The organism is Sphingobium cloacae, assembly GCF_002355855.1.
Lineage (GTDB): Bacteria > Pseudomonadota > Alphaproteobacteria > Sphingomonadales > Sphingomonadaceae > Sphingobium > Sphingobium cloacae.
The window spans coordinates 285,311-306,733 of the sequence record NZ_AP017655.1; the positions used below are offsets into that span (position 1 = coordinate 285,311).

The following is a 21,423-nucleotide window of genomic DNA, read 5'->3' on the forward strand; positions in this document are numbered from 1 at the left end:
AAGATACAAAGCGCACCCCATTTTCCCGAAAAGCCAAGGCTTTTCATGGGGTTCATGCGGGTGCGTCGGTCGGCGAGCGTGCCGCTCGGAAGGAAAAAGCAAGCAAATTCAAAGCGCCGAATGGCACCATAGGCCATTTTCGGCGGAAAGCGCGCCGGCCGTGACCGAGGACAGCGATTTCCGCGTCCGACCGGGGAAGGCGAAGCGCAGCAGCGCACAGGGGCGCAATGCGCGCGGCCTGGTCGCCGAGGTGCTGCGCGTCGCCGCGCGTAGCGGTGGAGGCCGGCGCCCTGGCTGGGGTGGAGCGCGCCGACGCGGGCAATCGAACTTCGGCCGGGGCCGCACGGCCTTCGCCCGCAGCCGCCTGTTCGGATCGGGCCGGCGCGTGGTGGTCAAGATGCTGCCCGTTACCCGCTTCCACCGAAACGGGCAGCCGAAGGCGCCGCTATCCGCGCACATTACCTATCTCAAGCGCGAGGGCGTCACGCGCGACGGATCGCCCGCGCGGATGTTCGACGCCAACCGCGATGGCGCCGACGATCGCGCCTTCGCCGATCGCTGCAAGGACGACCGGCATCATTTCAGGATCGTCGTCTCGCCCGAGGACGCGGCGGACCTCACCGACCTGCGCGAATATACCCGCGATCTCGTTCGGCAGATGGAAGCCGATCTCGGGACGCGGCTCGAATGGATCGCGGTCGATCACTGGAACACCGACAACCCGCACGTTCATCTGCTCGTGCGCGGAGTCAACGACCAGGGGCAGGATCTCGTAATCAGCCGCGACTATATCAGTCACGGCTTGCGCTCGCGCGCCGAGGAACTGGCCCAGGCCGAACTCGGGCCGAAGCCCGAACATGAAATCCAGCGTGCGCTCGACCGCGAGGTGACGGCCGAACGCTGGACCCGCCTCGATGCCGAGATCGGCCGCTCGGCCGACGAGCTGGGCGTGATCGACCTTCGTCCCGAACGGCCCGGCCCGGACGATCCGCGCTTGCGCCGGCTGATGACCGGCCGCTTGCAATATCTTGAGACGATGGGGCTCGCGGCCGAGGCCGAACCCGGTCAATGGGTGATGGCGACAAGCGCGCAAGCCAGGCTGCGCGACCTGGGCACGCGCGGCGACATCATCCGAACCATCGGCCAGGCATTGCGGGATCGCGGCCAGGACCGGCCGCTCGACAGCTATGCGGTCGTGGACGCACCGCCCGAAAAGCCCGTCGTCGGAAAGCTGATCGACAAGGGCTTGCACGACGAGTTGAAGGGCACGGCCTATGCCGTGATCGACGGCACGGACGGGCGCACCCATCATGTCCGGTTTCCCGGCATCGAGGCGCTGGAGCACAGCCCCAACATCGGCGGCATCGTCGAGCTGCGCGCCATCGGCAGGCCGGGCGAGCAGAAGCCGACGCTGTTCCTCGCCACCCGTTCCGATCTCGACCTTGCCGCTCAGGTAAAAGCGCCGGGCGCGACCTGGCTCGACCATCGGCTGATCGAGCGGGGGACCGGCATCGCGGAGGGCGGCTTCGGCGCCGAGGTGCGGCGCGCGATGGACGGGCGCACCGACCATCTTGTCCGCGAAGGGCTGGCGCGGCGCTTCGGCGAGCGCGTGGTTCTCCAGCGCGGCCTTCTCGACACATTGCGGCGCCGCGAGTTGGACGCGGCCGGCGCGCGCATCGCCGCCGAGACCGGCCTTGAATATCGGCCCGCAGCGGCAGGCGGGAAGGTCGCGGGCATTTGCCGCCAGCGCCTCGCCCTCACGTCCGGCCGCTTCGCCATGATCGACAACGGACTCGGGTTCAGCCTCGTGCCCTGGTCGAACGGCCTGGAACGCCAGCTTGGCCGCCAGGTGTCAGGCGTCATGCGCGACGGCGGCGGCATCGACTGGACGCTGGGCCGCCAGCGCGGCCTCGGCATTTGAACAAGGAGAATTTCAATGTCCGCAACCAAAATCCTTTGGGGCCAGGTCATCGCCGTGTTCCTGATCGCGCTCATAGCGATATGGAGCGCGACCCAATGGACGGCCGCCGCGCTGGCCTATCAGCCCGAGCTTGGCCCGCCCTGGTTCACGGCTTTCGGCTGGCCCGTCTATCCGCCGCCGGCCTTCTTCTGGTGGTGGTTCTCGTTCGACGCATATGCACCCGAGATATTCGAGACCGGCGCGTTCATCGCGGCGTCCGGCGGCGTCATCTCGATCATCGTCGCCATCGGTATGTCGGTCTGGCGCGCGCGGGAGTTGAAGAACGCCGAGACCTATGGCTCGGCGCGCTGGGCGTCCGTGAAGGAGGTGCAGTCAGCCGGTTTGCTCGGCCCGGATGGCGTGATGCTGGGCAAGCTCGGCATCCATTATCTGCGCCACGACGGCCCCGAGCATGTCTTGTGCTACGCGCCGACAAGATCGGGCAAGGGCGTCGGTTTGGTCGTGCCGTCGCTTTTGACCTGGCCGGAGAGCTGCATCGTCCACGACATCAAGGGGGAGAACTGGACGCTCACCGCAGGCTTCCGCTCGCAGCACGGCCGCGTCCTGCTGTTCGATCCGACCAACGCCGCATCGGCCGCCTATAACCCGCTGCTGGAGGTGCGGCGCGGTCAGTGGGAGGTCCGCGACGTGCAGAACGTCGCCGACGTGCTGGTGGACCCGGAAGGATCGTTAGAGAAGCGCAATCATTGGGAGAAGACATCGCACGCGCTGCTGGTCGGCGCGATCCTGCATGTGCTTTACGCCGAACCCGACAAGACCCTGGCGGGCGTTGCGGCCTTCCTGTCCGATCCGGCCCGCACGATCGAACAGACGCTGGCGGCAATGATGGCGACGCCGCACCTGGGCGAAGCGGGCGTGCATCCCGTCGTCGCCAGCGCGGCCAGGGAATTGTTGAACAAGTCGGAGAATGAACGATCGGGCGTGCTCTCGACCGCCATGTCGTTTCTCGGACTCTACCGCGATCCCGTCGTCGCGCAGGTCACACGCGCCTGCCATTGGCGCATCGCCGATCTTGTCGAAGGCGAGCGGCCGGCGACGCTCTACCTGGTCGTGCCGCCGTCCGACATCTCGCGGACCAAGCCGCTCATTCGCCTGGTGCTCAATCAGATCGGCCGCAGGCTCACAGAGGAACTGAACCCATCGGGCAAGCGCCATCGCGTGCTGCTGATGCTCGACGAGTTTCCCGCGCTGGGCCGCCTGGACTTCTTCGAGTCGGCTTTGGCGTTCATGGCGGGCTACGGATTGAAGTCGTTTCTGATCGCCCAATCGCTCAATCAGATCGAACGCGCCTATGGTCCCAACAATGCCATCCTCGACAACTGCCATGTCAGGGTGAGCTTCGCCATCAACGACGAGCGCACCGCCAAGCGCGTGTCGGACGCGCTCGGCACCGCGACCGAAATGCGGGCGATGAAGAACTATGCTGGACATCGGCTGTCGCCCTGGCTCGGGCATTTGATGGTGTCGCGCTCCGAGACCGCGCGCCAGCTTCTCACTCCCGGCGAGGTGATGTCGCTCCCGCCCGACGACGAAATCGTCATGGTCGCGGGCGTGCATCCGATCCGCGCGAAGAAGGCGCGCTACTTTCAGGATCAGCGTTTCGCCGAGCGGATCATGACCGCGCCGGTCCCGGCGGCAGGCACGCCCCAGGCCGACGACTGGACCGGGATGGTCGCCGCCGCCGATCCGGCCGAGGTGGAGAAGATCGTCCGCGCGCAGGAGGACGAGGCAAACGCCGGCCTGCGTCGCGAGCCCGAACTGCCCGACCATGTGGCGATCGTGAAGGAGACGACGGACGCACCGCCCGCGCAGGAGTTTTCCATCGTCGAGGACGATCCCGAGGAAGCCGCGCGCCAGGCCGCCGCAGTGCGCCGCCAGCGGATGCGCGGGATCGCTCGGCAGGCGTCGCTCGATCCCGGCGACGGCATCGAACTGTAGGAGCGGCCCATGCGCGTCCGGCTCAATGTCTATTTCCCGCCCGAGCTGGCCCGCCAGGTGAGCGAGCTGGCGATCCGGCGGCGCATATCGCGCTCGGCGATCGTGGAGGCGGCCGTCGCGTCATATATGTCACCGGACGGCGCCGACCGGATGGAGGCGGCCTTCGCGCGCCGGCTCGACCGCCTCTCGCGCCAAGTCCAGCGGCTTGAACGCAACACCGGCCTGACCACCGAGGCACTGGCGCTGTTCGTCCGCTTCTGGCTGTCGGTGACGCCGCCGCTTCCCGACGAGGATCAGGCCACCGCACAGGTGAAAGGCCGCAAACGCTATGAAGGCTTCGTCGAAACGCTCGGTCGACGCTACGCCAGCGGCAAGAGCCTGCTCGACGAAATCCCCGAGGATGTCTGGCCGCAGCCCCCCGCCGATTCGGAATAATCGGCTTCTGCCCGGCCATATCGGCAAGACGCCGATCCGCACCGGGTAAGTATCTGCCGCCGCCTCTACTACGCCGCGAGGCAACTGTTGCACCGCGCGATTTCCTGTCCCTCTTGATGTGCCCCTGACGCCGGGCGGTTGGTCGCCCGGCCCATTTCAGGGGCCGTTTCTTGTCCATCCAGCCGATCCGATCCGAAGGTTTCACGCGCGGCGCGCGGATGCTGCGCACGGCGCTGGGGCCGTCGATCGCATCCTGGCTCGAAGACTCCGCCGTCATCGAGGTGATGCTGAACCCTGACGGCCGGCTCTGGATCGATCGGCTCGGCGAGGGGATTTCCGACACCGGCATGACGATGGGCGCGGCGGACGGTGAGCGCATCGTTCGCCTGGTCGCCCACCATGTCGGCGCCGAGGTTCACGCGCGTAGCCCCCGCGTCTCGGCCGAGCTGCCCGAGGGCGGCGAGAGGTTCGAGGGGTTGCTGCCGCCGATCGTCGCGGCGCCGGCTTTCGCTATCCGCAAGCCCGCCGTCGCGATCTTCACGCTCGATGACTATGCGGCGGCCGGGATCATGTCGCCGGCCGAGGCCGGCGCGCTGCGTGAGGCCGTGGCGTCGCGCGCCAACATCCTTGTCGCGGGAGGCACCGGCGCCGGCAAAACGACGCTGGTCAATGCGCTCCTGGCGGAGATCGCTCGCACGCCAGACCGGATCGTGCTGATCGAGGATACGCGCGAGCTGCAATGCGCCGCGCCCAACCTGGTCGCCATGCGCACGAAGGATGGCGTCGCCTCGCTGTCCGATCTTGTCCGATCCTCGCTGCGCCTCCGTCCCGACCGCATCCCCATCGGCGAGGTGCGCGGGGCCGAGGCGCTGGACCTCATCAAAGCCTGGGGGACGGGACACCCCGGCGGTGTCGGCACCATCCACGCAGGAACGGCGCTCGGCGCGCTGCGCCGCATGGAGCAGCTCATCCAGGAGGCCGTCGTCACGGTCCCCCGCGCGCTGTTGGCCGAGACCATCGACCTGATCGCCGTGCTGGTCCGCGACGGACACGGCCGCCGGCTTTCCGAGCTGGCCCGCGTCGCCGGGCTCGATCCCGCGACCGGCGACTACCGCCTCGCGCCGCTTTCCACCACCCCACCGGGAGACTTGTCATGAAGAAGGACACCAAGCGCCGCCTGCTGGGCGGCACCATGCTCGACCGCCTCGGCCATGCGGGAATCACCGCCGCCGGGTTGCTCTATGCGTTGCCGGCGCACGCGGCCGGATCGTCGATGCCGTGGGAAGCTCCGCTCCAGTCGATCCTCGAAAGCATAGAGGGGCCGGTCGCCAAGATCGTCGCGGTGATAATCATCATCGTCACCGGCCTGACCCTGGCCTTCGGCGACACGAACGGCGGGTCGCGGCGAATGATCCAGATCGTGTTCGGCCTCAGCATCGCTTTCGCGGCCAGCTCCTTCTTCCTCACCTTCTTCTCGTTCGGCGGCGGGGCGTTGATCGCATGACCGGCGCGGCCGATCAGGGCGAACCGATCGCGGGCTATTTCGCGCCGGTTCACCGGGCGCTGACCGAGCAGATATTGCTCGGCGGCGCCCCGCGCTCGCTCGCCATCGTCAACGGGACGCTGGCGGGCGCGATCGGGCTCGGCCTGCGCCTCTGGATCGCGGGCCTCGCCATCTGGGCGATCGGCCATGTCTTCGCCGTATGGGCCGCGCGCCGCGATCCGCAATTCGTGGACGTGGCCCGCCGTCACCTTCGCTATCCGACGTGGATGCAGCCATGATGAGCCTGCGCGAATACAGGAACCGCGCGGCCCACCTGGCCGACTTCCTGCCCTGGGCCGCCCTGGTCGGCGAGGGCGTCGTTCTCAACAAGGACGGCAGCTTTCAAAGGACTGCGCGCTTTCGCGGCCCCGATCTCGACAGCGCGACGCCGGCCGAGCTGGTCGCCACCACGGCGCGGCTCAACAATGCGCTGCGCCGTCTCGGTTCGGGCTGGGCGATCTTCGTCGAGGCGCAGCGCACGCCCGCGCTCGACTACCCGGAATCGGAATTTCCCGATCCCGTGTCGGCGCTCGTCGACATGGAGCGCCGCGAACAGTTCCGTGAGGAAGGCCGCCATTTCGAGAGCGGCTATTATCTGACGCTGCTGTGGATGCCGCCAGCCGAAGACGCCGCCCGCGCCGAAACCTGGCTCTATGAAGGCCGTTCCGGCACGGGCGTCGATCCGTGGGAGTTGCTCAAGGGGTTCACCGATCGCAGCGACCGCGTTCTCAATCTTGTCGAAGGCTTCGTGCCCGAGGTCGGCTGGCTCGATGACGCCGAGACGCTGACCTACCTGCACAGCACGATCTCGACCCGCCGCCAGCGCGTGCGCGTGCCGGAAACTCCGATGCACCTGGACGCGCTGCTCGCCGACGAGCCGCTGACCGTCGGGCTGGAGCCGAAGCTGGGCGATCACCACCTTCGCACGCTCACCGTCATCGGATTCCCGAGCGTCACTTTCCCCGGACTGCTCGACGAGCTGAACCGGCTCGCTTTCGAGTATCGCTGGTCCACCCGCGCGATCATGCTCGACAAGACCGACGCGACCAAGCTGCTGACCCGCATCCGCCGCCAGTGGTTCGCCAAGCGCAAGAGCGTCGCGGCGATCTTGAAGGAAGTGATGACCAACGAGGCATCCACGCTGCTCGACAGCGACGCCTCGAACAAGGCCGCCGACGCCGACACCGCCCTGCAGGAGCTGGGCGCGGACTATGCCGGCATGGCCTATGTGACGGCGACCGTCACCGTATGGGATCGCGATCCCGCCATTGCGGCCGAGAAGCTGCGGCTGGTTGAAAAGGTCATCCAGGGCCGCGACTTCACCGTGATCCCCGAAGGGATGAACGCGATCGAGGCATGGCTGGGGAGTCTCCCCGGCCACACCTACGCCAACGTCCGGCAACCGCCGATCTCCACCCTCAATCTCGCCCACCTGATCCCCCTGTCAGCGGTATGGGCGGGGCCGGAACGGGATGAACATTTCGGTGCGCCCCCTTTGCTCTATGGCAAGACCGAAGGAAGCACCCCGTTCCGGTTTTCCCTTCATGTCGGCGATGTCGGCCATACGCTGATCGTGGGGCCGACCGGCGCCGGCAAGAGCGTCCTGCTCGCGCTGATGGCGATGCAGTTCCGGCGCTATGAGAACGCCCAGGTCTTCGCCTTCGACTTCGGCGGCTCGATCCGCGCCGCCGCGCTCGGCATGGGCGGCGACTGGCAGGATTTGGGCGGCGGGCTGTCGGATGATGACGCGACCGTCGCCATGCAACCCCTGGCCCGGATCGACGAGGCGGCCGAGCGCGCCTGGGCGGCCGAATGGCTGGCCGCCATCCTCGACACCGAGAATGTCACCGTCGATCCCCAGGCGAAGGAACATATCTGGACGGCGCTGACTTCGCTCGCCAGCGCGCCGCCGCCCGAACGCACGCTGACGGGCCTCGCCGTCCTGCTCCAGAGCCAGCAGCTCAAACAGGCGCTCGCGCCCTGGTGCGTCGGCGGCCCCTGGGGGCGCTTGCTCGACGCCGAATCCGAGCGGCTGGGCGAGGCGGCGATCCAGGCGTTCGAGACCGAAGGGCTGATGGAGAGCGGCGCGGCCCCGGCCGTGCTGTCCTACCTGTTCCATCGCATCGGGGGCCGGCTCGACGGGAGCCCGACTCTCATCATCATCGATGAAGGCTGGCTCGCGCTCAAATCGCCGGCCTTTGCGAAGCAGCTTTCCGAGTGGCTGGTCACGCTCAGGAAAAAGAACGCCAGCGTCGTCTTCGCCACCCAATCGCTCGCGCAGATCAAGGACAGCGCGGTCGCGCCCGCGATCGTGGAGAGCTGCCAGACGCGCATCCTGCTTCCCAACGAGCGCGCCGTCGAGCCGCAGATCGCGGAGATATACGAACGCTTCGGGCTCAATGCCCGGCAGATCGAAATCCTCAGCCGGGCGACACCCAAGCGCGACTATTACTGCCAGTCGCGGCGGGGAAACCGGCTGTTCGAGCTGGGGCTGGGCGAGGTCGCGCTGGCCTTCGCCGCCGCCTCGGCCAAGGCCGACCAGCTCGCCATCGCCGACATCATCGCCGTCCACGGCCAGGCCGCGTTCGCCGCCGAATGGCTGCGGCATCGCGGGCTCGCCTGGGCCGCCGACCTTCTTCCCCCCGATCCCGATCAACCGCAGCAGGAGTTTCCCCTATGATCCGCTTCCCCCTGCGCCGCGCCATCCTGGCCGGCGCCGTCGCCGCCTCGGCCGTCGCGCCCGTCGTCGCGCCCATGCCGGCCTACGCGCAGTTCGGCGGGATCGTCTATGACCCGACCAACTACGCTTCCAACGTCTTGCAGGCGGCCCGCGCGCTCCAGCAGATCAACAACCAGATCACTCAAAACCAGAACCAGGCCACCAGCCTCATCAACGAGGCGCGCAATCTCGCCAACCTGCCGTTCAGTTCGCTCCAGCAGTTGCAGCAACAGGTGCAGCGCACCCAGCAGCTTCTCGGGGAAGCGCAGCGCATCGCCTATGATGTGCAGAACATCCAGCAGGCTTTCACCGACCGCTACAAGGGCACAGGCGTAACCGGCGATCATGCCCGGATGGTCGCCAACGCGAACGCCCGCTGGGAGGATAGCGTGGGCGCGCTGGAGGACGCGCTGCGCGTGCAGGCGGGCGTCGTCGGCAATATCGACGGCGCCCGCACCACGATGGACAGCCTGGTCTCGGCCAGCCAGTCGGCGACCGGCGCGCTCCAGGCGACGCAGGCGGGCAACCAGCTTCTCGCCCTGCAATCGCAGCAGCTCGCCGACCTTACCGCCGCCGTAGCGGCGCAGGGCCGGGCGCAGGCGCTCGAATCCGCGCGCAACGCCGCGATCGAAGCGGAGGCGCGCGAACGCTTCCGCCGCTTCCGCAACCGCGATTGACATGAGCCGCACCATGAAGATCGCTGGCGGCGCGGCGCTGGCCGGCATGATGATGACGGTGGCCGTCGTTTCGGCTTCCCGCCGTCCCGAACCGGCCGCGTCGCCGCCGGTAGCGCGCGAAAGCGCGCCCGACCCAATCACCGTCGATATGCGCCGCTGCCGGACGCTCACCATGCCCGACAGCGGATGCGAAGCCGCCTGGGAAGCGAAGCGCCGCCGCTTCTTCGGCAAGGACGAGCGGTGATGGACGACACAGGCATCATCGACACCTTCCTGGGCGTCTTCACCAGCTACATAGATTCAGGCTTCGGCTTGCTCGGCGGCGAGGTCGGTTTCCTGTCCACGACGCTCATTGCGATCGACGTGACGATCGCCGCCCTGTTCTGGGCCTGGGGCGCCGACGAGGATGTGATCCAGCGCCTCGTGAAGAAGACGCTCTACATCGGCGCCTTCGCTTTCATCATCGGCAATTTCCAGTCGCTTGCGACCATCGTGTTCGAGAGCTTCGCGGGGCTGGGGCTCAAGGCGAGTGGTGATGCCCTCAGCCTCGCGGAGTTCATGAAGCCGGGCAGCATCGCGGCGACCGGCCTCGACGCCGGAGCGCCGCTGCTCGACGCGACCGAGGACTTGATGGGGCCGGTCGGCCTGTTCGCCAACTTCGCGCAGATTCTGATTCTGCTCGTGGCCTGGCTGATCGTCGTCCTCGCCTTCTTCATCATCGCCGTGCAGGTCTTCATCGTCCTGATCGAGTTCAAACTGGTGACGCTCGCCGGCTTCGTGCTGCTGCCCTTCGCGTTTTTCAGCAAGACCGCCTTCATGGCCGAAAAGGTCTTGGGGCATATCGTCTCGACCGGAATCAAGGTGCTGGTCCTGGCCGTCATCACCGGGATCGGCACGACCCTGTTCAGCCAGTTCACCGACACGCCCGTCGTGGTCGAGCCGGACATGGAACAGGTCATGGCGATCGCGCTCGCGGCATTGACATTGCTCGGCCTCGCCATCTTCGGCCCGTCGATCGCCAACGGCATCGTCTCGGGCGGCCCCGCGCTCGGCGCGGGCGCCGCGGCCGGGACCGCGCTCGCCGCGGGCGGTGCGCTGGTCGGAGGCGCCGCCGCCGCCCGTCTCGGCGCTGGCGCGGCGGCAGGCGCCATCGGCGGTGCGGCCAGGGGCGCAGCGTTCACGTCCGGCGCGGCATCGAGCGCCTATGCGCTGGGCTCGGCCGGCAAGACCGGCACGGCGGCCGTCGCCGGAGGCGCGGGCGGCATCGGCAGGGCGGCGGCCGGGGCCGCCATGTCGCCGCTGCGCAAGGCCGCTGCATCGCTCAAGGACAGCTATCGCTCGGGCGGCCGCGCTGCCGTCACCGCAACCGGGGACACGATCAGCGGCGGCGCCACACCGCCGTCGTCATCGCCCGATGGCCCGCCGGCCTGGGCCGCAGCCATGAAGCGCCGCCAGACCATGACCCACGGCGCCACCGTCGCCGCCCACACCCTGCGCGGTGGTGACGGCGGCGGCGGCGGCGCGTCGGTCGATCTCAGCCAGAAGGATTGATCTGCAATGTTCCGACGCCCCACTATCCGCTACGGCCAGACCCCCGAACCCGTCACCCCCTATCAGCGCGCCGCGCAGGTATGGGACGACCGCATGGGCTCCGCCCGCGTGCAGGCGAAGAACTGGCGCCTTGCCTTCTTCGGCGCGCTTGCCCTCTCGGGCGGGCTTGCCGCCGGCCTCGTGTGGCAATCGGCACGCGGCCATATCGTCCCCTGGGTTGTTCAGGTGGACAAGCTGGGCGAGGCGCAGGCGGTCGCACCGGCCGAAGCGAGCTACCGGCCGAGCGACCCGCAGATCGCGTTTCACCTGGCCCGCTTCATCGAGCAGGTCAGGAGCATACCGGCCGATCCCATCATCGTCCGCCAGAACTGGCTGCGCGCCTACGACTTCACGACCGACAAGGGCGCGATGGCCTTGAACGACCACGCCCGCAACAACGACCCCTTTGCGCAAGTCGGCAAGGTGCAGGTCGCGGTGGACGTGTCGAGCGTGATCCGCGCCTCGGGCGACAGCTTCCGCGTCGCCTGGACCGAGCGCCACTATCAGGACGGCAGTCTCGCCGAGACGACCCGCTGGTCAGCGATCCTCACCATCGCCGTGCAGACCCCGCGCACCCCCGACGCGCTGCGCAAGAACCCGTTGGGGGTCTTCGTCAACGCCATCAACTGGAGCAAGGAACTGGCCCAATGAGAAATCCCCGATTGAGGAAGGCCGTCATGCCGGCCTTGCTCATTTCCGCGTCCGCGCTCGGCGCTTGCGCCGCTACGTCGGCCAAGACGGCCAACGTGCCGCCGCTCGAGATCGCAGCGACGCCGGCTCCCGAACCGCCGCGCGCCGTCGAGGTGGTGACGATCCCCGAGCCGCTGCCGCTCCCCGGCCAGTTGAAGCCGGTCGCGGCCGGCGCTCGGTCGTCCGAGCCCGCCGATCCGCGCCAGCGCGTCGGCGCGGCTAACGCCGCCGCTCGCATCCAGCCTACCCGCGACGGCTATGTGAACGCCATCCAGCAATATCCCTGGACCGAAGGCGCGCTCTATCAGGTCTATACCGCGCCCGGCCAGGTCACGGACATTGCCTTGCAGGAAGGCGAGCAACTCGTGGGGCCAGGGCCGGTCGCGGCCGGCGACACCGTGCGCTGGATCATCGGCGATACGGTGAGCGGCAGCGGCCCCACGGCGCGCGTGCATATCCTCGCGAAGCCCACCCGGCCTGACATTTCCACGAACCTGGTCGTGAACACCGACCGGCGCACCTATCATCTGGAACTGCGCGCCACGCCTTCGACCTACATGGCGTCGGTGAGCTGGACCTATCCGCAAGACCGCCTCATCGCGCTGCGCGGCGCCAACGCCGCCGCTGCATCATCCGCCCCGGTCGCCACCGGCCTCGACATCGCCGCGCTCAATTTCCGCTACCGGATCGAGGGCGACCGCGTGGCCTGGCGTCCAGCCCGTGCGTTTGACGACGGCCGGCAGGTGTTCATCGAGTTCGCGGCCGAGATCTCGCAGGGCGAGATGCCGCCGCTGTTCGTGACCGGCGCGGCCGGCGACGCCGAACTGGTCAACTACCGCGTCCAGGGCCGCTACATGGTGGTGGACCGGTTGTTCGCCGCCGCCGAGCTGCGCCTGGGCGATCGTCGCACCGAGCGGCGCGTGCGGATCGTGCGCGATGAAGCGCGCAGGGGGCGGCCGTGAGCGATCCCGCCGGCACGCCCGCACAACCCGTTCCGCAGCAGCCCGCACCGCAGGCAGCGCCGCAGCCTACGCCTGCCGATCCGCGCGTGTTCCAGCTTCGCGGTGATCCGCCGCGCGTCATGCGCCTGTCGAAGAAGGCGCTCGCCGCGCTCGGCGCTGCCGCCGGCCTCGGCATTGGCGGCGCGCTGCTCTACGCGCTCAATCCCGCCGACAAGGGTGAACGGCAGGAACTCTACGGCACCGAGAACAGGGCGGCGGCCGAAAACATCACGTCCGGCCCGAAGGACTATAGCCAGGTGCCGAAGCTTGGGGCGCCGCTCCCCGGCGACCTTGGGCGGCCGATCCTGTCGGCGCAGCAGCGCGGCGAGAACGTGGCCGTCCCACCTATGGGGGCCGGACAACCCGATCCCCGCGCGCAGGCGGCCGAAGCCGCCCGGCAGCGCGCCCAGCAGGAGCGCGACGCGGCCCGAACCGCCAGCCTGTTCCTCGGCGGCGCGACGAGCGGCACGGCCGCCGCACCGACGATCGGCGCCGCGCCGGATTCCCCCGTCCTTCTACAGCCGGATGGAACGGCGCCCCAGGGCGACCAGGCCGGCAAGCGCGCCTTCATGGCGCAGGCGTCCAACCAGCGCACGGTGAGCGTTGAGAGGCTGACAGCGCCGGCATCGCCCAACATCGTGCAGGCCGGCAGCATCATCCCGGCCGCGCTTATCACCGGCGTCCGTTCCGATCTTCCGGGCCAGATCACCGCCCAGGTGACGCAGAATGTCTATGACAGCCCGACCGGGCGCATCCTGCTCATTCCCCAGGGCGCACGGCTGATCGGCGAATATGACTCCGAGATCGCCACCGGACAGACCCGCGTGCTGCTCGCCTGGGACCGGCTGATATTGCCGGACGGCCGCTCGATCGTTCTCGAGCGCCAGCCCGGCGCCGATCCGGCCGGTTTCGCGGGGCTACAGGACCGCGTGAACCAGCATTGGGGCAATATGCTGAAAGCCGCCGCCATCTCGACCTTGCTCGGCATGGGGACCGAGCTGGCCGCCGACAGCGACGACGATCTCATTCGCGCCCTGCGCCGGGGCACGCAGGACACCATCAATCAGACCGGCCAGCAGATCGTGCGCCGCCAGCTCAATGTGCAGCCGACGCTCACCATCCGGCCGGGCCATCCCTTGCGCGTGGTCATCACCCGCGATCTCGTGCTTGAACCGATCGGAGCGACACGATGACGAAATTGAAGCTGGGGCCGCTGGCCGACGACCGCCCGGTCAAGATAAGCGTGGAGCTGCCCGCCGCCGTCCACCGCGACTTGCAAGCCTATGCCGCCGTGCTCGCCGCCGAGACCCGGCAACAGCCCGTCGCCCTGGAGAAGCTGGTCGCGCCCATGCTCGCCCGCTTCATGGCGACCGATCGGGCGTTTGCGAAGGCGCAGCGCCAGGGTCAGGGAATATCGAAGGCAAGCCCGTAGCGGTCGCGCACGAAGGCGAGGAACCGCCGTAGCGCGGGATTGCCGTTGTCCTTCCGCCAATATCCCGAAAAGGCGATCATCACCGGCCCCTGCTCGCCATGCACCGGCCGATAGACCACATCGGGATAGCGGGCGCCGGTCCCGCCTTCGCAGACGACCGAGAGGCCGAGCCCGCCGCCCAGCACGCTCAGGATGCCCTCTCGGCTGACCTGGTGCATCCTGATGTCCGGCTGCATCCCCGACACCGCCAAACGGCCCAGCAGCATGTCGCGGATTTCCGGGCCGGGATCGCTGGCGGGCAGCAGGAATCGCTCGCCGCGCAGATCGGTCCAATGGATGATTTCGCGCTCGGCGAGCCTATGGCTGGCTGGCAGGGCCACCAGCACGCGCTCGCTCCAGAAGGATTCGCGCCGAATGTCGTTGCGTGCCATTTCGCCCACGAGGATCGCAATGTCGATCTCGCCCTTGTCCAGACCGGCGAGCAGCGTCCCCCGGGCGGCTTCCACCCCGTCCAGATCGACATCGGGGTGAGCACCACGCCAGCATAGGATTGTCGACCGCAGCTTGCCCGCGGATATGGCGCTGTTGTGCCCGACCATGAGCCCACCGGCGCGGCCCTGACTCGCCGCGCGCATGGTCGCTACCAGCTTGTCGGCGCTGTCGATCATTGGCCGGGCGTTGCGGATGAACTGTGCGCCCGCAATCGTCATAGTAACCCCCGCGCGGGAGCGCTCGAATATCTTGACCCCGACCACTCGTTCCAGTTTGAGGATATTCCTGCTAAGTGTCGATTGCTCGACTTCCAGTGCTCGCGCAGCGCGATAAAGACTGCCATGATCGGCCGCCGCGATGGCATAGCGAAGCTGGCGTATGTCAAAGGGCAACACTTCTACTCAATTTGACCGCAGCAATTCTGCCCTTGCAACTTCAAGGTCGCGACGGAGCGCACCATTCCAATGTAGTTGCGCGACGATCGAGGCGTCGGCGAAACGTCTACCTTCGACCACCCTCAGATTGTGGATGTCGCAGATATAGAGGTTGTCCCTATGGGCCCGGCCGCGTTCGAAGATTTGCGTTGCCCGGTCGGGGACCAGTGCCACCAGTACCAGCGGTTCATCGATGACTACGGGCGCGACAACCATAGGATGCAGATGCCTGTATTCAGAAAGCGCGTCGTGTGTCCTGGCCTCGCGATCATAGGGCATAAGCGTGTGGGGCGGCTCCAACTCCTCGCACACCCAGACGACACGTTCGGATTGGGAACAGGCGACACGGTGAACAGTGGTCACGAACGTCATCCTACAGCCCGTAAGGGCAATATCCACGAACAGAAACCATCGGCGGCGGCGCCTAGTGGCCGCCGCTCATATCGAGCGGTCCTTTAGGCTTCGGCACCAGCCAGATCAGCATGGCAGCGAATGCGAAACAGATGGCAAGCATCGCGAACATGTCGAGCGTCGCAAGCATGGTGCTTTGGCCCTGGACCATGCCGGTAAGCATGGCGGTTGCGGCTTCCTGCGAGGTTCCGTCGGCCATCATCGTGTCCAGCGTGGCGCGATCCTGCGTCATGGCGCCGACCAGCTCCGCCTGATTTTCTCGTCCTGCATTGTTCCAGCCGGTTTGCACGAGGGCTGCGGCAAAGGCGCCGGCGACGGTGCGCATGAAGTTGGAGATGCCCGCGGCATCGGCCTGTTCGTGGTTCTCGACGCTGGAGATGCACAAGCCCGTCACGGGGATGAAGAACATCATCAGAAACGGCCCCGTCAGTAGCATGGGCCAGGCCATCTGGCCGAAGGTGATGTCAGGGGTGAAGCCGGTTCGCCAGGCAGCGATGGCGCCAAGCCCCATGACGCCGACGAACACGATAAGGCGCGGATCGATCTTCTCGGCCGCCTTGCCGATGAGCGGTGAGGAGAACACGGCCAGGATACCCATGATGCCGGTCGCGTAACCGGCCCATGTCGCGGTATAGCCCATATTCTGCTGAAGCCAGAGCGGGATGAGCACGACCGTGGCGAAGAACGCGCCGAACGCCGCCGAATAAGTCAGCGATGCCGCGACGAAGCCGCGATGCCGGAACACCCGCAGGTTAACGATCGGTTCCTTCTCGGTGAGTTCCCAGATTAGGAAGGCGACAAAGCCGATCGCGGCGACGACGGCCAGCAGGCGAACCTCGGCGGACGCGAACCAATCGAGGTTGCGTCCCTCATCGAGCATGATCTGCAGCGCGCCGACCCAGACGATGAGGAGGCCCAGCCCGACGCCGTCCACCTTCGCTTTCGCGACAGGGTCGGGTTGACCGCGCATCAGGTAGATGAGGCCCAGACCGCCTGCGAAGGCCAGGGGCACATTGATGAAGAAGATCCACTCCCAGCCGATATTGTCCGAGATGATCCCGCCGAGGATCGGCCCGGCGATCGGCGCGACCGTAGTGGTCATCGCCCAGATGATGGTGCCGACCGTGGCCTTCTCAGGCGGGAAGATGCGCAGCAGGAGGGTGAGCGACAAGGGAATGATCGTGCCGCCGGCAAGGCCCAGCAGCACGCGCCCGGCGATCAGCATGCCCAGCGTGGGGGACAGGCCGCACAATATGGAGATCGCTCCGAACGCAATGTAAGAGGTGATGAACACTCGCAGGCCACCGAACCTTCGGGCCAGAAAACCTGTCAGAGGCACGGTGATGGCCTCGGCCACCGCATAGGATGTGATGACCCAGGTCGCCTGTGACGGCGATACGCCCAGCGATCCGGCGATGGTGGGGATGGAGACATTTGCGATCGTCGTGTCGAGCACGACGAGGAAATTGCCGAGACCGATGATGATCGCGGCCAGGATCAGCTTCGCGCCGGTCATGGGCCGGATGACGGGTCCGTCGCTTGCGGCGCTGGCCATGAGACTTGCCCCCGAGGATCAGTTGGAGACGTCGACGCGCGCGGTCATCGACAGGCCGACCTGCAGCGGATGCTCGGCAAGCTGCTTCGGGTCGAGCCTGATCCGCACCGGCAGGCGCTGGACCACCTTGATCCAGTTGCCGGTAGCGTTCTGAGCCGGGACAACGGCGAAGGCCGAGCCGGTCCCGCCAGAGAAGCCGACGACAGTGCCGCGATACTCGACCTTGCCGCCGTAAAGGTCGGAGGTGAGTGTCACGCTCTGTCCGGGGCGGACCTTCTCAAGCTGCACTTCCTTGAAGTTGGCATCGACATAGGCGGCATGCGTCGGCACGATCAGCATCAGCATGGCGCCAGCCTGTACCCTTTGCCCCGGCTGCACCTGACGGCGCGACACCACACCGTCGATCGGCGCGCGGATTACCATTCGATCGAGGTTCAGCCGGGCCTGATCGCGCGCCGCCCGCGCGGCGAGCACTTCGGGATGCGTTCCGGGCGTGGTGTTGTCGATCAGGACGCGGTTGGCGTTGCGCGTGCCGATTGCCGCGGTCCGGTTGGCAGCAGCCTGCGCGCGTTCGGCTTCGGCGGCCTTGAGATTGGCAGAGGCAGTGCTGAGCGCATTGCGCGCGCTGCTCAGCTCTTCACCGGAGACGGAACCGGATGAAGCCAGTGCTTCGCGCCGTTCGAGGTCGATCCGCGCACGATCAAGATCGGCGCGGGCGGAGGCAAGCTGGGCATCGGCGCGGGCCTGATCGGCGACGCGGGCCTCGACCTGCGCCCCGAGACCGCCATCGGTGGCGACGAGCCCGCGCACGCGGCGCTCGGTCAGCGCCAGTTCCGCCTCGGCACGGGCGAGCGCGATTCTGGCATCGGTATCGTCGAGACGCACTAGGATGTCGCCGCGCTTCACCGGCACGGTATCCTCAGCGAGAACCTCCAGCACCGGCCCGCCGACCAGCGGTGTCACCTGCGCGACATTGGCGCCGACATAGGCGTTGTCGGTCGTCACATGGCGCGAGGCGATGAAATAGTCATAGGCCCAGTAGCCACCGCTGAGGATCAGCACGGCCGCGCCAAGGCCCAGAAACAGGCGTTTGCGCTTGTTCGTGCGCGTGGTTGCGTCGTCAGGGCTGTTATCGTCGAGAGGAAGGTTGGCATCCTGTTCGGCGGCAATGGTATCGCTGGACATAAGGTCTTATCCTTCAGGAACGGAAGCCGCCGCCGAGCGCGCGGACAAGCGCGACATCGAGAGCGAAGGCACGGGTTTGCAGGGCGGCAACGGTCCGCCGGGTCGCGATCAACGCGTCTTCGGCCGCCAGCACATCGAGCGAGGTGGCAAGGCCGCCGCGATAGCGGTTGTTGGCGACGGTCCAGGCGGCATCGGCGGCGCGCTCGGCTTCCTGCGCCCGATCGAGACGTTCACCCAATGCCTTCACGCTTGCCGTGGCATCGGCCACTTCGCGTAGCGCCTGGACGAGCGCGCCGTCATATTGGGCGACTGCCGCCTGATAGTCGGCTTCCGCGCCGCGCAGACGGCCACGCAGGCGACCGCCGTCGAAGATTGGCAGGCTGATCGCGGGTCCGACCGTGCCAAACTCCGATCCGCTCTTAAAGACATTGTCGAGTCCCAGCGCCTGGAGACCGATCAGCCCGGCAAGGTTGACATTGGGATAGAAGGACGCGCGTGCTTCCTTGATCCGGCTTGCGGCCGCCTCGCTGCGCATCCGCGCGGCGATGATGTCGGGCCGGCGTCCGATAAGCTCGGCCGGCAGGTTGGCGGGAAGCCCGAAGCTGTCACGCGCAATGGGAGCCGGACGGGCAATGGCAAGGCCGCGATCGGGCCCCGCGCCGAGCAGCGCGGCGATGCGATGCCGGGTGAGCACGAGCGATTCGTCGAGCGCGGCAAGGTCGCCCTGCGCCGTCGCCAGCGCGGAGCGCGCGCGTTGCACCGCGCCGTCATTCTCCAACCCTTGCGCCTTGCGCCCATCCATCAGGTCCAGCGTCCGGGCGCGGACCTCTACAGCCTTGCGGGCGGCGTCCTGCTCCGCATGGAGCGCGGCCAGATCGGCATAAGTGCTGGCGATGCCGGCAGAGACGGCCAAACGCGCGGCGGCCGCTTCGGCCTCTGCCGCAGCCGCTTCGGACCGGGCAGCGGCCAATGCGGAGCTGTTGCGGCCCCAGAAATCGAGCTCCCAGTCGAGACGCGCCGTCACAAGGCCATAGTCGGGCCAGCCTTGGGGTGCGAACTCGCGCGGGAAGAGATAGTTGTAGCTCTGCTTGGTCGCGCCGCCTTCCGCGCCAACGTTCAATGTCGGCAGCAGACGGCTTTGCGTCTCGCGGATCATGGCTTCGGCGCGGGCGAAACGTGCCTGTGCCACACGCAGATCGGTCGCTCCGGCAAGACCTTCCTCGATCAGCGCGATCAACTGGGGATCACCAAAGCCATCCCACCAGCGATCGGACGGCCAGTCAGCAACCGGGGTCGTGAGGCTGCTGGTGCTTTCAAAGCGATCGGGAGACGAGATTGCGGCAAGCTCTGCCCGCTCAGGGAGCGTGGCGCAGCCGGACAATGCGATCGCGGAGGCCAACGCGACAATCCGCCAACCAAACCGCTTCGAGAATGTTGAATGAGGCGAATCCATAGCACACCTAAAACCATACAGTATCGTCATTTATGAGCCCGCGCTTGTGTTCGTCAATCGAAAACCGTACAGGTATGTACGAGAAAGGATTTTGCGCATGAGGGTGAGGACCGATGATCGCCGTCAGGCGATCCTCGACGTGGCGACCGAGATGTTTCGTGAGGTGGGCTATGCGCGCGCCAGCATGGCGGCCATCTCCGCCAGGATCGGCGGGTCGAAGGGAACGCTTTACCGCTACTTCAAGTCCAAGGAAGAGTTGTTCGCAGGCGCGATGATGGCGGTCATGGAAGAGCAGGCCGAAGATGCGATCGGCCTGCTTGATACTTCCAATCCGGATGTGTGTTCCGCGTTGCGCGGCTTCGGCCTTGCCTATCTCGCGCTGCTGACATCATCGGATGCCATCGCGATCATGCGCGCGGCGATCGCCGAAGGAGCTAACTCGGCGCTGGGCAGCACGCTCTACACTTGCGGCGCGGAGCGGGCCTGGCGTGAGATGGCGGCCTACATCGCGCATTTGCACGAGACGGGCGCGCTACGGGCAGGCGATGCAAAGCTTGCCGCGGCCCATCTCAAGGGTCTCCTCGAGGCAGGGATGATCGAGCCGCTCCTGTTCGGTGCGAAGGCCTGGTTTGCGCAGGATGAAGCGGTGGACGCAGCCGTGGACAGGTTTCTGCGGGCCTATGACTACGATGGCGACGCTGGAGATGCCCGGTGAAGACAGATAGTCCTGCGATTGCCTGGTCCGCCGTCGGTCGAGGCGCTATCCGTGATGTTTGAGCTTTTCCGCAAGGTGGCGCTGGTCGAAGGCATTACGACGCTGGCATTGTTCCTCGTCGCCATGCCGCTCAAATATCTTGCAGGCTGGCCCGCACTGGTGCCGCCGTTTGGCTGGATTCATGGCATTGCGTTCATCGCCTATGTCGTTGCCATGCCGCTCGCATTGCCGACGCGGCGCGGAGTTGGCCTGCTTGGCTGGCTTCGGACGCTGATCGCGGCGTTCCTGCCCTTTGGCACTTTCATCAGTGAGTCATGGCTTAGACGCCTGAGGCCACGGGGCTCGCGCGGCGCGATCTCGCGTCCCGGTCGGGGAGGACGATGAAGGATAGCGCATCATGATCGGATTGTGGGCTGCGATCTCCGCTGCTCTTGCTGTCGCTGCCGGGGCATTCGGAGCGCATGGCGCTGCGGGACAGCAGGAGGCCGAATGGCTGCGCACCGGCGGCCTCTATCAGCTGATCCATGCTGTTGCCGCGCTGGGTCTTATGGGGATGGCGCGGGGCCCCGCGATCACGCTGCTTGTCGGTGCCGCAATCTTCGCCGTTACGCTCTATGCAATGGCGCTGGGAGGCCCAAGATGGCTGGGTGCCGTGACGCCCTTGGGCGGCACATTGCTGATAGGCGGGTGGCTCTGGGCCGCCTGGTGTTACTGGCGCGATGCGGCAAACTGAGGCTCATCTTCGATGGCTTCGCCGCCATCCCGTAACCGTGCTCGTGCCTCGCTGATTTCTCCGTGGTGTCGGTCAGCCCAGTCAACCAGCGCCGCGAGCGGTGTCAGCAGGGACGTGCCTAAAGGTGTCAGCCTATACTCCACACTCGGCGGGCTGGTCGCGAAGACGTGACGGCTGATGAGCCCGTCGCTTTCGAGATCGCGTAGCGTCTGCGTCAGCATCCGCTTGGAGATGTCGGGAATGGAGCGGTGAAGCTCGCCGAAGCGATGCGGCCGCAAGGCAAGCGCGATGATCATCAGCATGCTCCACTTGTCCCCGATCCGGTCGAGCACATCACGCACAGGGCACTGCGCGCTTCTGCCCTCGGCGGACTGCAACTGTTCGAATGCCCGCACCGTGCGGGAGATTGGATCGTCCAAAGGTTCCATATCCGTCACCT

General features: G+C 67.0%; 23 protein-coding genes. 17 read left to right on the forward strand and 6 right to left on the reverse strand.

The window, feature by feature from the left end; all coding sequences use genetic code 11:
* Positions 1-160 precede the first annotated feature (160 nt).
* From SCLO_RS01560 to SCLO_RS01625, 14 genes are all read left to right on the forward strand, one after another.
* Positions 161-1,921 (forward strand): relaxase/mobilization nuclease domain-containing protein, encoded by a 1,761-nt coding sequence (locus tag SCLO_RS01560; RefSeq protein WP_066519139.1) that lies wholly within the window; start codon positions 161-163, stop codon positions 1,919-1,921.
* Between the two features lie 15 nt (positions 1,922-1,936).
* Positions 1,937-3,919, forward strand: a complete 1,983-nt coding sequence (locus SCLO_RS01565) for a conjugal transfer protein TraG (RefSeq protein ID WP_066519141.1) — start codon at positions 1,937-1,939, stop codon at positions 3,917-3,919.
* 9 nt (positions 3,920-3,928) lie between these two features.
* Positions 3,929-4,354, forward strand: coding sequence for a ribbon-helix-helix domain-containing protein (locus tag SCLO_RS01570; RefSeq protein ID WP_066519143.1), 426 nt, complete (start codon positions 3,929-3,931; stop codon positions 4,352-4,354).
* 170 nt (positions 4,355-4,524) lie between these two features.
* On the forward strand, positions 4,525-5,511 hold the full coding sequence (gene trbB, locus SCLO_RS01575; RefSeq protein WP_066519145.1) for a P-type conjugative transfer ATPase TrbB: 987 nt from the start codon (positions 4,525-4,527) through the stop codon (positions 5,509-5,511).
* Between the two features lie 35 nt (positions 5,512-5,546).
* Positions 5,547-5,858, forward strand: a complete 312-nt coding sequence (locus tag SCLO_RS01580) for a TrbC/VirB2 family protein (RefSeq protein WP_066519202.1) — start codon at positions 5,547-5,549, stop codon at positions 5,856-5,858.
* Positions 5,855-6,136, forward strand: coding sequence for a VirB3 family type IV secretion system protein (locus SCLO_RS01585; RefSeq protein ID WP_066519147.1), 282 nt, complete (start codon positions 5,855-5,857; stop codon positions 6,134-6,136). The genes SCLO_RS01580 and SCLO_RS01585 overlap by 4 nt, the downstream gene beginning before the upstream one ends.
* Entirely contained in the window at positions 6,133-8,577 is a 2,445-nt protein-coding gene (trbE, locus tag SCLO_RS01590; protein WP_066519149.1) for a conjugal transfer protein TrbE, read from the forward strand. The genes SCLO_RS01585 and trbE overlap by 4 nt, the downstream gene beginning before the upstream one ends.
* The gene (trbJ, locus tag SCLO_RS01595) at positions 8,574-9,293 is read left to right on the forward strand and encodes a P-type conjugative transfer protein TrbJ (RefSeq protein ID WP_066519151.1); all 720 of its coding nucleotides are present in this window, start codon (positions 8,574-8,576) and stop codon (positions 9,291-9,293) included. Before trbE ends, trbJ begins: the two co-directional genes overlap by 4 nt.
* A gap of 1 nt (position 9,294) precedes the next feature.
* On the forward strand, positions 9,295-9,537 hold the full coding sequence (trbK-alt, locus tag SCLO_RS01600; protein ID WP_066519153.1) for a putative entry exclusion protein TrbK-alt: 243 nt from the start codon (positions 9,295-9,297) through the stop codon (positions 9,535-9,537).
* Positions 9,537-10,844, forward strand: coding sequence for a P-type conjugative transfer protein TrbL (gene trbL, locus SCLO_RS01605; protein ID WP_066519155.1), 1,308 nt, complete (start codon positions 9,537-9,539; stop codon positions 10,842-10,844). Before trbK-alt ends, trbL begins: the two co-directional genes overlap by 1 nt.
* Before the next feature lie 6 nt (positions 10,845-10,850).
* Entirely contained in the window at positions 10,851-11,534 is a 684-nt protein-coding gene (gene trbF / locus SCLO_RS01610; RefSeq protein WP_066519157.1) for a conjugal transfer protein TrbF, read from the forward strand.
* A complete protein-coding gene (trbG, locus tag SCLO_RS01615) occupies positions 11,531-12,535 on the forward strand; it encodes a P-type conjugative transfer protein TrbG (RefSeq protein WP_066519159.1) in 1,005 nt (334 codons plus the stop codon). Before trbF ends, trbG begins: the two co-directional genes overlap by 4 nt.
* Entirely contained in the window at positions 12,532-13,767 is a 1,236-nt protein-coding gene (locus SCLO_RS01620) for a TrbI/VirB10 family protein (protein ID WP_066519160.1), read from the forward strand. The genes trbG and SCLO_RS01620 overlap by 4 nt, the downstream gene beginning before the upstream one ends.
* Entirely contained in the window at positions 13,764-14,006 is a 243-nt protein-coding gene (locus tag SCLO_RS01625) for a DUF2274 domain-containing protein (protein WP_066519162.1), read from the forward strand. The genes SCLO_RS01620 and SCLO_RS01625 overlap by 4 nt, the downstream gene beginning before the upstream one ends.
* Here SCLO_RS01625 and SCLO_RS01630 read toward each other — a convergent pair.
* From SCLO_RS01630 to SCLO_RS01650, 5 genes are read right to left on the reverse strand one after another with little or no spacing between them, the layout of a single operon-like run.
* Positions 13,979-14,893 (reverse strand): LysR family transcriptional regulator, encoded by a 915-nt coding sequence (locus tag SCLO_RS01630; RefSeq protein WP_083949126.1) that lies wholly within the window; start codon positions 14,891-14,893, stop codon positions 13,979-13,981. The genes SCLO_RS01625 and SCLO_RS01630 overlap by 28 nt on opposite strands.
* A 6-nt stretch (positions 14,894-14,899) precedes the next feature.
* The gene (locus SCLO_RS01635) at positions 14,900-15,304 is read right to left on the reverse strand and encodes a hypothetical protein (RefSeq protein ID WP_123905426.1); all 405 of its coding nucleotides are present in this window, start codon (positions 15,302-15,304) and stop codon (positions 14,900-14,902) included.
* Between the two features lie 52 nt (positions 15,305-15,356).
* A complete protein-coding gene (locus tag SCLO_RS01640; RefSeq protein ID WP_066519169.1) occupies positions 15,357-16,898 on the reverse strand; it encodes a DHA2 family efflux MFS transporter permease subunit in 1,542 nt (513 codons plus the stop codon).
* 18 nt (positions 16,899-16,916) lie between these two features.
* The gene (locus SCLO_RS01645; protein WP_066519171.1) at positions 16,917-18,083 is read right to left on the reverse strand and encodes an HlyD family secretion protein; all 1,167 of its coding nucleotides are present in this window, start codon (positions 18,081-18,083) and stop codon (positions 16,917-16,919) included.
* Between the two features lie 13 nt (positions 18,084-18,096).
* Positions 18,097-19,482 (reverse strand): efflux transporter outer membrane subunit, encoded by a 1,386-nt coding sequence (locus SCLO_RS01650; RefSeq protein ID WP_231923308.1) that lies wholly within the window; start codon positions 19,480-19,482, stop codon positions 18,097-18,099.
* Positions 19,483-19,582: 100 nt separating this feature from the next.
* Between SCLO_RS01650 and SCLO_RS01655 the strand changes: the two genes are divergently transcribed.
* The 3 genes from SCLO_RS01655 (at position 19,583) to SCLO_RS01665 (ending at position 20,984) form a co-directional block, all read left to right on the forward strand.
* Positions 19,583-20,251: a TetR/AcrR family transcriptional regulator gene (locus tag SCLO_RS01655; RefSeq protein WP_123905427.1), complete on the forward strand. Its 669-nt coding sequence runs from the start codon at positions 19,583-19,585 to the stop codon at positions 20,249-20,251.
* A gap of 75 nt (positions 20,252-20,326) precedes the next feature.
* Positions 20,327-20,635 carry a DUF3817 domain-containing protein gene (locus tag SCLO_RS01660; RefSeq protein WP_231923309.1) on the forward strand — a complete coding sequence of 103 codons (309 nt, stop codon included), beginning with the start codon at positions 20,327-20,329 and terminating at the stop codon, positions 20,633-20,635.
* A 13-nt stretch (positions 20,636-20,648) separates the two neighbouring features.
* Positions 20,649-20,984, forward strand: a complete 336-nt coding sequence (locus tag SCLO_RS01665; protein ID WP_066519180.1) for a DUF423 domain-containing protein — start codon at positions 20,649-20,651, stop codon at positions 20,982-20,984.
* Here SCLO_RS01665 and SCLO_RS01670 read toward each other — a convergent pair.
* Positions 20,960-21,412 (reverse strand): winged helix-turn-helix transcriptional regulator, encoded by a 453-nt coding sequence (locus SCLO_RS01670; RefSeq protein WP_066519183.1) that lies wholly within the window; start codon positions 21,410-21,412, stop codon positions 20,960-20,962. The two genes, SCLO_RS01665 and SCLO_RS01670, sit on opposite strands and share 25 nt — an antisense overlap.
* Positions 21,413-21,423: the final 11 nt, after the last annotated feature.

Bases quoted from the DNA above. Each gene is read 5' to 3' on its own strand.
- trbE (WP_066519149.1), top strand. From the start codon at position 6,133: ATGATGAGCCTGCGCGAATACAGGAACCGCGCGGCCCACCTGGCCGAC.
- SCLO_RS01625 (WP_066519162.1), top strand. From the start codon at position 13,764: ATGACGAAATTGAAGCTGGGGCCGCTGGCCGACGACCGCCCGGTCAAG.
- SCLO_RS01635 (WP_123905426.1), bottom strand. From the start codon at position 15,304: ATGACGTTCGTGACCACTGTTCACCGTGTCGCCTGTTCCCAATCCGAA.
- SCLO_RS01665 (WP_066519180.1), top strand. From the start codon at position 20,649: ATGATCGGATTGTGGGCTGCGATCTCCGCTGCTCTTGCTGTCGCTGCC.
- SCLO_RS01640 (WP_066519169.1), bottom strand. From the start codon at position 16,898: ATGGCCAGCGCCGCAAGCGACGGACCCGTCATCCGGCCCATGACCGGC.
- SCLO_RS01670 (WP_066519183.1), bottom strand. From the start codon at position 21,412: ATGGAACCTTTGGACGATCCAATCTCCCGCACGGTGCGGGCATTCGAA.
- SCLO_RS01565 (WP_066519141.1), top strand. From the start codon at position 1,937: ATGTCCGCAACCAAAATCCTTTGGGGCCAGGTCATCGCCGTGTTCCTG.
- trbF (WP_066519157.1), top strand. From the start codon at position 10,851: ATGTTCCGACGCCCCACTATCCGCTACGGCCAGACCCCCGAACCCGTC.
- trbJ (WP_066519151.1), top strand. From the start codon at position 8,574: ATGATCCGCTTCCCCCTGCGCCGCGCCATCCTGGCCGGCGCCGTCGCC.
- trbK-alt (WP_066519153.1), top strand. From the start codon at position 9,295: ATGAGCCGCACCATGAAGATCGCTGGCGGCGCGGCGCTGGCCGGCATG.
- trbL (WP_066519155.1), top strand. From the start codon at position 9,537: ATGGACGACACAGGCATCATCGACACCTTCCTGGGCGTCTTCACCAGC.
- SCLO_RS01585 (WP_066519147.1), top strand. From the start codon at position 5,855: ATGACCGGCGCGGCCGATCAGGGCGAACCGATCGCGGGCTATTTCGCG.
- SCLO_RS01570 (WP_066519143.1), top strand. From the start codon at position 3,929: ATGCGCGTCCGGCTCAATGTCTATTTCCCGCCCGAGCTGGCCCGCCAG.
- SCLO_RS01580 (WP_066519202.1), top strand. From the start codon at position 5,547: ATGCTCGACCGCCTCGGCCATGCGGGAATCACCGCCGCCGGGTTGCTC.
- trbG (WP_066519159.1), top strand. From the start codon at position 11,531: ATGAGAAATCCCCGATTGAGGAAGGCCGTCATGCCGGCCTTGCTCATT.
- SCLO_RS01645 (WP_066519171.1), bottom strand. From the start codon at position 18,083: ATGTCCAGCGATACCATTGCCGCCGAACAGGATGCCAACCTTCCTCTC.